The organism is Streptomyces sp. NPDC051662 (assembly GCF_040681655.1).
Classification (GTDB): domain Bacteria; phylum Actinomycetota; class Actinomycetes; order Streptomycetales; family Streptomycetaceae; genus Streptomyces.
In genome coordinates, this window is sequence record NZ_JBFAZD010000027.1 from 109,742 (window position 1) to 120,727 (window position 10,986).

Below are 10,986 nucleotides of genomic sequence, written 5' to 3' on the forward strand. Positions count from 1 at the left end.
AGCGGCCGTAGGTCACACCAGTGGGGCGAAGAAGTAGGTGTCCCGCCGGCTGAATCGCCGCTCGCCGTTGAGCAGGAAGAAGTCGGCGAACTCCAGCTGGACTTGGCGGCCGTCCTTGAGGACGCCCTCGAAGACTCCGTTGACCGCGACCTGGTCGCCCCGCGCGACGATCGTGGCGACGGTGTGCCGACCACTCTCGATCACGCGCTCGCCGGTGTAGAAGGCGGTCAGACCGGTGTGACCGCGCATGGGTTCGTATCCCGGCCGCCGGTAGACGGCGTCCTCCGCGAAGAGGGAGACGAGTCCGAGGACATCGTCCGCGTCCACCAGCCGGTAGTACTCACGCACCCGGTCCACATTGACCTCGGTGGGAGAGCTCTCGGTCATCTGCTGTCCTCCATCCGGTGTGTACGGTCTGTGCGGGCTGTACGGGTGTACGGCCCGTACGGGGCACGTCACCCGCCCATGGCCTCGATCAGGGACTTGGGCCGCATATCGGTCCAGTGGGTCTCCACGAAGGTGAGGCACTCCTGCCGCAGCCGCGGGCCGAAGACGACCTCCCAGCCCTTGGGCACATCGGCGAAGGTGGGCCACACCGAGTGCTGACCCTCCGTATTGACGAGTACGAGATAGAAGGCTTCATCATTCTCGAACGGTACCGACATTTCCCTTTTCCCTCTCATGCGGATTCGGACGCGGATTCGGATGCGGATGTGAATTCGGAGACGAGGGCCGTCAGCCGAGGAGCGCGCGCAATTCGCGCATGAATTCCTCGGAGACCCCGGCGATGGTCTTTTCGTGATGCGTCGCGCTGGAGTAGCGGATGGCGAGCCTGAAACGTCCGCCGATGACGACCCCGGTGATATCGAGCAGCTGGGGCCGCTCGGCGCGGTCGCTCCGCTGGGCGACGGCCGGAAGCACGGCGCGTACCGGACCGCCCTCGGTGGCTCCCGGGGCGTCGTCGAACCGGCCGAGGTAGTTGAAGACCACCTGGGGCGCGGGCGCGTCGACCAGCGCGGGCTCCCGCTCGACATGGCGCAGGGCGCCGTACCCCAGTCCCTGCCCGGGGACGGCACGCAGCTGCCGGCCCACGAGCTTCACGCGCGCCCTCGGCGACTGATCACCGGGGACGTTCAGATGGACGGGATGGATGGCGGTGAACCACCCGACCGTACGCGACAGATCGAGGTCGTCGAACAGCTCTTCGCGGCCATGGCCTTCGAGGTCGATGGTGACACCGGCGCCACCCGCCCAGCCGGAAAGGCTCGCGCCGAGCGCGGTCAGCAGAATGTCCTCCGTACGGACACGGAACGCGGCGGGCGCCGTACGCAGAAGCGCCTCGGTCTCCGCCTCGTCCAGTTCGACGGTGAATTCCGCTTCCGAAGCGACTGTATTCGGTCCCGGTCCGTCCACCGGAAGAGGAGCGGATTCGCGCCCCAGCACCTCTTTCCAATAGGGGAGTTCGGATGCGAAGGCTCCGTCCCGGGCGTGCGCGTACAACCGCGCGGCCCACTGCGCGAACGAGGTGCGGACCGGCTCGACCCGTACCGGCTCGCCCTCTCGTGCCTGCCGGTAGGCGGCGTCGAGGTCCGCGAGCAGGACGCGCAGCGAGACCGCGTCGGTCACCAAGTGGTGGGCGACCAGGAGCAGTCGGGGCACGCTGCCGGCGCCGCCGTCGAAGAGGACGGCGCGCGCCAGGGGCCCTTCGGCGAGGTCCAGCGATGCCTGGACCTCGGCCGCCGCCCGGTCCATGACCGCCGCCAGCTCGCGCGCGGTGACACCGAAGATGTCCCGTCGGGCGACGGGGACGGCCTCCGACTCCGGGGCGATGCGCTGGGTGCGTCCGGTGGCGCCGCCGGTGAAACGGGTCCGCAGGGCCTCGTGGCGCGCCAGGACGGCGGTGACAGCCCGGATCAGCGCGTTGTGGTCGGTGTCCGGCGCCAGCTCCAGCTGGACGGACATGTTGTAGTGGTGCGGGTCGGTGCGGTACGTCTCGAAGAAGCGGTGTTGTACGGGGGTGAGCGGCAGCGGCCCCGCCGTCGTCGCGGTCGCTGACGCCGGTCCGTCGCCCGGGCCGTGCGCCGCGCTGTCGACCAGTTCCGCCAGCGCGCGGACCGTCGCGGCGCGGAAGATGTCCTTCGAGGTGAGGGCCACCCCCGCCGCGCGGGCGCGCGCCACCAGCTGGATGCTGAGGATCGAGTCACCGCCGAGATGGAAGAAGTTGTCGTCCAGGCCCACCTCGTCGAGGCCGAGCAGTTCGGCGAAGATCCCGGCGAGCAGCACTTCGGTGTCGGAGACCGGCCGCGCGTCGGGGTTCCCGGCCGTGCCGGTCGGCTCCGGCGCCGGGAGCGCCTTGCGGTCGACCTTCCCATTGGCCGTCAGGGGCAGTTCGCCCAGGACGACGAGGGCGGTGGGGATCATGTAGTCGGGCAGCGTCAGCCCCGCGTGCCGGCGCAGCGCGTCGGTGTCGAGCGCGGGGCCGTCCGGGTGCGGCGTGACATAGCCGACCAGCCGGGGCCCGCTCGGGCCCTCTGCGGCGATCACACACGTCTGTCCGACGCCGGGCGCGGCGGCCAACACGGCCTCCACCTCGCCCAGTTCGATCCGCAGCCCGCGGATCTTGACCTGGTGGTCGGTGCGGCCGAGGTACTCGACGGTGCCGCGGTCGGTCCATCGCACCAGGTCGCCGGTACGGTACAGCCGCGCGCCCGGCGCGCCGAACGGGTCCGCCACGAAACGTTCCGCGGTCAGCCCCGGCCGCCCCAGATACCCCCGGGCGAGCTGCTCGCCCGCGAGATACAGCTCACCGGGCACACCGACGGGCACGGGCCGCAGCAGCCCGTCCAGTATGTGCAGTCGGGTGTTCCACACCGGCCCGCCGATCCCGTGCCGTACACCGCGCCGTACGTCCTCGGTGGTCGCCCAGATGGTGACCTCGGTCGGACCGTAGAGGTTGGTGACGCTCGTGGCGGAACCGGCGAGCCGCTCCGCGAGATCCGGCGGCAGCGCCTCGCCGCCGACGAGTACCCGCAGCCCCTTGACCACATCGGGCCGTACGGCCAGCAGCATCCGCCACAGCGACGGGGTGGCCTGCATGATGCCCGCCCCGGAGTCCTCCAGGATCCGGGCGAGCCGGTCGGGATCGCCGGCGGCCTCCTGCTCCGCGACGATCACGCTCGCTCCGGCGAGCAGCGGGAGATAGATCTCCAGTGCCGCGATGTCGAAGCTGATGGTGGTGACGGACAGCAGCTGGTCGGCGGCGGTGAGCGGGAACCGGTCGGCCATGCAGACGAGGAAGGTGGCCAGCGCCGCGTGCGGGATCACCACACCCTTGGGCCGTCCGGTGGAGCCCGACGTGTAGATCACATACGCCGGGTGCTGGGCGGCGTGCCGCCGTACCGGATCCTCCGCCGCGTAGGCCGCGGGGTCGTAACCGCCGCTGCCCGCCGGGCTGTCGAGGAGCAGTACGGGGCTCTTGCTGTCCGCGACGAGGTCGCGGGTGGCGGTGTCGGTCAGTACGTGGACGGGCTCCGCGTCCCGCAGTGTGTACGCGAGCCGGTCGGCGGGGTGACCGGGGTCGAGCGGCAGATACGCGCCGCCCGTCTTGAGGACGGCGAGCAGCGCGACGACGAGGGAGAGGGAGCGGGGCAGCGCGAGCGCGACCACATCCTCCGGGCCGACGCCCTGGGCGATCAGATGGTGCGCGAGCCGGTTGGCGCGCTCGTTCAACTCCGTGTAGCTCAGGGTGGTGCCATGGCTGACGACGGCGGGCGCGTCGGGGGTACGGGCCACTTGCCGCTGGAACAGCTCGACCACGGTGGTGTCCGGCAGCGCCCGCTCCGCACCTGACCGGTCGGCATCGATACGCGCCCGCTCGCCCTCGGTCAGCATCACCAGCCCGGCCATCGGACGCTCCGAACCACCCGGGGCGGCCAGCGCCTCGGCGAGCGTCACCAGATGACCGGTCAGCCGCTCGATCGTGGACGCGTCGAACAGATCCGTGCTGTATTCGACCGAACCCCGTAGCTCCCCGCCCTCCTCCCCGTAGGTGAAGGTCAGATCGAAGAGCGAGAAATCACGGGAGAGCGGCTGCTCGGAGAGTTCCACGCCATGCAGCCGCATCGGGGCGGCGGGTGTGTTCTGGAAGGCGATCAGCGCCTGCACCAGTGGCGGACGGCTCAGATCGCGTTCGGTGACGACCGCGTCGACCACCCGGGAGAACGGCGCGTCGCCATGCGCGAACGCCTCCAGCACCGTTTCCCGTACGGAGTCGAGGAACTCCCCGAACGTACGCAGCTCGTCCACGTCCGACCGCAGCACCAGGGTGTTGACGAAGAAGCCGATCAGCCCCTCGACCTCGGCTCGGTCGCGTCCGGAGCTGAGCGTGCCGAGCGCGATGTCCCGACGACCGGACCAGCGGGCGAGCAGCAGGGAGGTGAGCGCCGTGGTGGCCATGAAGAGGGACGCGCCGTGTTCCTGGGCCGCGCGGGTCAGTGCGTCGGTGGCACGGGCGGAGAGCCGGAAGGTGTGCAGCGCCCCGGAGTAGCCGAGAATGGGGGGACGGGGCCGGTCGGCGGGCAGTTCCAGGGGCTGGACCCCGGCCAGCTTCCGTCGCCAGAAGTCGAGTCGGGTGTCGAGTTCCCGCTCGGTGAGATGTTCGCGCTGCCATACGGCGTAGTCCGCGTACTGCACGGGGAGCGGGGGCAGGGTGCTGTGCCGCAGCAGCTGGGCGGCGTCGCGCGAGCCGGTTTCGAGGGCGGCGTTGTAGAGAGCGCCGAGCTCGCGCGAGACCACGCCCATCGACCAGCCGTCCGTGACGATGTGATGGATCGTCACGGCGAGCGCGTGGTCGTCCGGCGCCGCGCGGACCAGCAGGGCGCGCAGCAGCGGACCGTTCCGCAGGTCCATCGGCAGGGCGAACTGGGCGGCCAGGGTGGCTTGTAGCTCCCGCTCACGCTCGCCCGGACCGGTCGCGGTGGGCTCGGTGACCGGGACGGGGACCTCGTAGGGATCACCGATCAGCTGTACGGCGCGGCCGTCGACCGCGTCGAAGGTGGTACGGAGCGATTCGTGCCGTACGACCAGGGCCGACAGCGCGGCGGAGAGCGCGGAGATGTCCAGCGGTCCGGTGAGCCGCAGTACCCCGCCCGCGTTGTAGGCCGGGTTGCCCGACTCGAACTCGTCCAGGAACCACAGGCGTTGTTGCGCGAATGACAGCGGCAGGCCGCGATCGCGGCCCGCCGGGGTGATCCGCGCGGTGTGCCCGGCGGCGCGGCCCTCGGTGACCCGCTCCGCGAACTCGGCGATGGTCGGCCGGTCGAAGAGCGCGCGGGCGGACAGCTCGATCCCGAAGGTCTTCCGCACCCGGGAGATCACCTGGATGCTGAGGATCGAATTGCCGCCCAGCTCGAAGAAGTTGTCGAGAACGCCGATGTCGTCGAGGTGGAGCACCCGCATCCAGATGCCGGCCAACGCCTCTTCCATGGCGTTGCGCGGGGCGACGCGCTCGGCGGTGGCCGCGAAGAGCGAGGGGTCGGGGGCGGGCAGCGCCCCGCGGTCGACCTTGCCGTTGATGGTCAGCGGCAGTGCGTCGAGGACGACGAGGGCGGCGGGGACCATGTAGTCGGGCAGCCCCCTGGTCACGTACTCCCTGACGGCGCCGGCTTCGAGCGCGGGGCCGTGCGGGTCGGGCCCGGGGCCCTCGGGCGCCCCCGACCGCGCGGTGACATACCCCACCAGCCGGGGCCCGCCGGGGGCAGCCGCGGCCACCACACACGCCTGTCCGACGCCGGGAGCCGCCGCCAACGCGGCCTCCACCTCGCCCAGTTCGACGCGGTGCGCGCGTATCTTGACCTGGTCGTCGGTGCGGCCCTGGTACTCCAGGGCGCCGTCGGCCGTGCGGCGCACCAGGTCGCCCGTACGGTACATCCGTCCGCCCGGCGCGCCGAACGGGTCCGCCACGAAACGTTCCGCGGTCAGCCCCGGCCGCCCCAGATACCCACGGGCGAGCTGCTCACCCGCGAGATACAACTCACCGGCCACACCGACGGGCACCGGCCGCAGCAGCCCGTCCAGTACATGGCCACGCATGTTCCAGGAGGGCCTGCCGATCAGGACCGCGCCCGACGGGTCGGCATCGCCCGGGGCCAGGGTGTGGACGACACAGCCGACCGTGGCCTCGGTCGGCCCGTACTCGTTGACGACGCTCGCGTCGCGGTGCCGGGCCCGCCAGGGGGCCAGTGCCTCGCCGAGCAACTGCTCACCGCCCAGCACCAGATCGCCATGGGCGAGGACCTCGTCGGGCAGCGACTCCAGCAGCGGCAGATGGCTGGGGGTGGCCTTGATGAAGGTGGGCGCGGGCCCGTCGGCGCCCCAGGAGCCCGGGTCGATGTCCTCCAGCACGCTGACGTGGACCGTGCCGCCGACGGCGAGCGGCGCGAACAGTGTGGTGACGGTCAGATCGAAGGAGACGGAGGAGTGCAGGATCGCGCCGCCCCGGATGCCGGGGTAGGAACCCTCGCACCAGCGCAGGTAGTTGGTGAGCCCGCTGTGCGGTACGACGACCCCCTTGGGGCGGCCGGTGGAACCCGAGGTGTAGATGACATACGCGGCGTTCGCGGGCCGGAGCGGGGCGCGCCGGTCCGCGTCGGTGAGGTCCGCCGTCGATCGCGAGGCAAGCGCCTCACGGGTGGCGGGCAGGTCGAGCACCAGATGGTGGGTGCCCGGGCCGGGCCGTACCGGAAGATCGGCGGCATGCTGGGTGATCACATGTACGGGGCGGGCGTCGGCGAGCAGCGCGGCGATGCGTTCGGCCGGGTAGTCGGGGTCGACCGGCAGATACGCCGCGCCTGTCTTGAGCACCGCGTACAGCGTCATCATCAGGTCGGCGGAGCGCGGTATGGAGAGCGCGACCACGTCCTCGGGGCCGACGCCCCGGGCGGCCAGCTCGTGGGCGAGCCGGTTGGCGCGCTCGTTCAGCTCGGCGTAGCTGAGCGTTCCGCCGTCGGTGACGACGGCGGGCGCGTCGGGGGTACGGGACGCCTGCCGCTGGAACAGCTCGACCACGGTGGTGTCCGGCAGCGCCCGCTCCGCACCTGACCGGTCGGCATCGATACGCGCCCGCTCGCCCTCGGTCAGCATCACCAGCCCGGCCATCGGACGCTCGGAACCACCCGGGGCGGCCAGCGCCTCGGCGAGCGTCACCAGATGACCCGTCAGCCGCTCGATCGTGGACGCGTCGAACAGATCCGTGCTGTATTCGACCGAACCCCGAAGCTCCCCGCCCTCCTCCCGGTAAGTGAAGGTCAGATCGAAGAGCGAGAAATCACGAGGCAGCGGCTCCTCGGCCAGCTGGACGCCGTCGAGTCGCAGAGGCTCGGAGGGGGCGTTCTGGAGCGCGACCATCGCCTGCACCAGCGGCGGACGGCTCAGATCGCGCTCGGTGACCAGGGCGTCCACCACCTGCTCGAAGGGCGCGTCGCCATGGGCGAACGCCTCCAGCACCGTTTCCCGTACGGAGTCCAGGAACTCCCCGAACGTACGCAGCTCGTCCACGTCCGACCGCAGCACCAGGGTGTTGACGAAGAAGCCGACGATCGGCTCGACCTCTCCCCGGTCACGGCCGGAGACGGGGGTGCCGACCGCGATGTCACGCCGGCCCGAGTGGCGGGACAGCAGCAGCTGACTGAGCGCGGTCACGGCCATGAACAGGGTCGCGCCGCGTCCCCGCGCGAGTGCGGCCAGCCGCTCGGTGAGTCCGGCGGACAGCCGGAAGGGGTGGACGGCGCCGGCGTATCCGCGTACGGCGGGACGCGGCCGGTCGGTGGCCGTGTCCAGCGGTGTCAGCGCGGCCAGTTTCCGCCGCCAGTAGTCGAGTTGGCGGTCCAGCTCGCCGCCGGTCAGCCGCTCGCGCTGCCAGACGGCGAAGTCCGCGTACCCGAGGGACAGTGGCGTCAGCCCGGCGCGTTCGAGCAGGGCGGCGGCCTCACGCGGCCCCGGCAGCAGGGCAGCGGCGTGGAGCGCGCTCAGCTCGCGCTCCAGGATGCCCATCGACCAGCCGTCCGTGATGATGTGATGCAGTGTCAGCACGAGGATGTGGGTCGTGTCGTCCAGCTTCACCAGAAGCGCGCGCAGCAGTGGACCGGTGCGCAGCTCGAAGGGGCGCGTCACCTCGGCCCTGAGCAGGCTCCTGACGATCTGATCCCGCTCGGCCCCGGAGGCCGACGGCACCTCGGTGACGGGCACCGGCATCGCGAAGGGTTCACCGATGAGCTGTACGCCCTGCCCGTCCACCGCGTCGAAGGTGGTACGCAGCGATTCGTGCCGTACCACCAGCGCCGAGAGCGCGGCGGCGAGCGCGGAGACGTCCAGGTCGCCGGTGACCCGCAGCGCCGCGCAGGAGTTGTACTCCGCGCTGCCTGGCTCGAACTCGTCCAGGAACCAGAGCCGTTGCTGGGCGAACGACAGGGGCAGGTCACGGTCGCGGCCGGCCGGGGTGATCCGGCCGGGCCGGGCCTTCCCGTCGTCGCCTCCGGCCAGCCGGGAGCGCATCCTGTCCCGCACATGCTCGGGCAGGGACTGAATCCAGCTCTCGCGCGATGCCGCGTCCATGCGTCTCTCTCCTCTACGGGTGCCACGAGGTCGTACGGGTACTGCCGAGGCAGGTGCTCCGGCCGCGGGCCACACTCCTGGTGTGGACTACTCCAGTTCCGCCAGCACCTGGGTCTCGACCGCCGACGCCAGGTCCGCCACCGTCGGGTTGTCGAAGAGCGTGCGGGCGGGCAGATCGACGGCGAACACCTCACGGACCCGGGAGATCACCTGGATGCTGAGGATCGAATCGCCGCCCAGGTCGAAGAAGTTGTCCAGGACGCCGACGCTCTCAAGCCCCAGCACCTCGGCCCAGATCCCGGCCACCAGCTCCTCGCCCGGGTCGCGCGGGGCGAGGCCCTCGCCGCTCTCCCCCGCCATCTCCTCCGGCGAGGGCAGCGCACGCCGGTCGACCTTGCCGTTCGGGGTGAGCGGGAAGACGTCGAGGACGAGTACGGCGGCCGGGACCATATAGGCGGGCAGCGAGCGGCCGATGAAGCCCTTCACCTCGTCCGGCCCGGGTGCCGGCGTACCGGCTTCGGGGACGACGTACGCCACCAGCCGTTTGCTGCCCAGGATGTCCTCGCGTGCCAGCACCAGCGCCTGGGCGACGCCCGGATATCCGGCGGCGACCGACTCGATCTCGCCGAGTTCGATGCGCTGTCCGCGGATCTTGACCTGGAAGTCGGTACGGGAGACGAAGTCGAGGTTTCCGTCGGGCAGCCAGCGCACCAGGTCGCCGGAGCGGTACATCCGGGAGCCCGGCGGACCGAACGGGTCGGCGACAAAGCGCTCGGCGGTGATCCCGGGCCGGTTCACATACCCACGCGCCATACCGTCGCCCGACAGATAGAGCTCCCCGGCCACCCCCGGCGGCACCGGCCGCAGCGCGGCGTCCAGTACATACACACCGGTGCCCGCGATAGGGGTGCCTATCGGCATCGGACCGCTGCCCGCGTAGTTGTCGTTGACGACGAACAGCGAGGTGAAGACGGTGCCCTCGGTCGGCCCGTAGCCGTTGATCATGCGGACACCGGGCAGCTCCTCGACCACCTTGACGCAGTGTGCCGGCGAGAGGGTGTCACCGCCCGACATGATCAGCCGCAGGCCCGAGAAGACCCGTACATCGCTGTCCACGATCTCGTGGAACAGTCCGGCGGTGATCCAGATCGCGGTCACACCGCGCGAGTGCAGGAACTCACCCGTCTCGGCCGCGGACATCACCCTGGTCGGGCTGACGGCCAGCGCGGCGCCGTTGAGCAGGGCGCTCCAGATCTCCAGTGTGCCGGCGTCGAAGGAGACGGTCGCCAGCTGGCCGACGACATCGCGTTCGGTCATCGCCGGCTTGGGATCGCGGGCGACGCGCAGCACACCTCGGTGCGGGAGTACGGCGCCCTTGGGCCGGCCGGTGGAGCCGGAGGTGTAGATGACATGCGCGAGGTTGTCGGGCCGTACGGTCACCTCCGGCGCGTGACCGGGCCGGGCCGCCACGGCGGCGTGCTCGGTGGCGTCGTCCAGGAGCAGCAGTCCGGCGTCGGTGGGCGGGAGGGCCCCGGCGCAGGCGCTGTCCGTGACCACGAGCCCGGCTCCGGAGTCGGCGACCATGAAGGCCAGGCGGTCGGCGGGGTACTCCGGGTCCAGTGGTACGTACGCCCCGCCCGCTTTGAGTACGGCGAGCAGCGCGACGAACAGCTCGGTACGGCGTCCGAGGCAGACGCCGACCCGGGAGTCGGGCCGTACCCCTCGCTCGACGAGGTGATGGGCGAGGCGGTTGGCGCGGGCGTCCAGTTCGGCGTAGGAGACCCGCTCGTCACCCACGATCAAGGCGGTGTTGCCCGGGACCCGTGCCACCTGTTCGGCGAAGATCTCGGTGAGGGTGTGGCCGCCGTCGCCGGGGGCCCCGCGGCCCCAGCTCCGCAGGATCTCGTTCCGCCGGCCGGGAGTGACCAGGCCGAGCCCGGCGATCTTCTCGTCCGTGACCTCGACCAGGCTCCGGGCGTGCAGGGTGAGCTGGTCGCGCAGCCCCTCGACGGTGGTGCGGTCGAAGACGTCGGGATCGAAGAGCAGGATCAGCACGAGCCGTTTGCCGGTGAACGCGGCCAGATTGAGGGGGTAGTTGGTCGCCTCGACCGAGCCGACCTCGCTGACGCTCAGGCCGTGCCGGTCGGCGGCGTCGGTGTCGACGGGATAGTTCTCGAAGATGACGAGGCTGTCGAAGAGCGGTTGGTTCATGGGGAGTTCGCTGAGTGCTTGGACGCGGTTGAGGGGGAGGTGGTCATGGCGGCGGGCCTCGACCTGCTCACTCTGCAACCCCTGCAACCACTCCACCACCGAACGGCCCGGATCCAACCGCACCCGCACCGGAAGAGAGTTGATGAACAACCCCACCATGTCCTC

The 10,986-nt window shown here is 71.0% G+C and carries 4 protein-coding genes; all 4 read right to left on the reverse strand.

The genetic code is table 11. The annotated features are described in order from the left end of the window. Positions 1 to 12: 12 nt before the first annotated feature. Positions 13 to 387 (reverse strand): nuclear transport factor 2 family protein, encoded by a 375-nt coding sequence (locus tag AB0M67_RS33190; RefSeq protein WP_365751275.1) that lies wholly within the window; start codon positions 385 to 387, stop codon positions 13 to 15. Positions 388 to 455: 68 nt separating this feature from the next. Continuing rightward, positions 456 to 665: an MbtH family protein gene (locus AB0M67_RS33195; protein WP_365751276.1), complete on the reverse strand. Its 210-nt coding sequence runs from the start codon at positions 663 to 665 to the stop codon at positions 456 to 458. 70 nt (positions 666 to 735) lie between these two features. Further along, positions 736 to 8,610 carry an amino acid adenylation domain-containing protein gene (locus AB0M67_RS33200; protein WP_365751277.1) on the reverse strand — a complete coding sequence of 2,625 codons (7,875 nt, stop codon included), beginning with the start codon at positions 8,608 to 8,610 and terminating at the stop codon, positions 736 to 738. A gap of 87 nt (positions 8,611 to 8,697) precedes the next feature. Then, a partial coding sequence (locus AB0M67_RS33205; RefSeq protein WP_365751278.1) for an amino acid adenylation domain-containing protein occupies positions 8,698 to 10,986 on the reverse strand: 2,289 nt, incomplete at its 5' end.

What these genes read in the sequence shown, in the direction of transcription:
- AB0M67_RS33190 (WP_365751275.1), bottom strand. Translation starts at nt 387, where the DNA reads ATGACCGAGAGCTCTCCCACCGAGGTCAATGTGGACCGGGTGCGTGAG.
- AB0M67_RS33195 (WP_365751276.1), bottom strand. Translation starts at nt 665, where the DNA reads ATGTCGGTACCGTTCGAGAATGATGAAGCCTTCTATCTCGTACTCGTC.
- AB0M67_RS33200 (WP_365751277.1), bottom strand. Translation starts at nt 8,610, where the DNA reads ATGGACGCGGCATCGCGCGAGAGCTGGATTCAGTCCCTGCCCGAGCAT.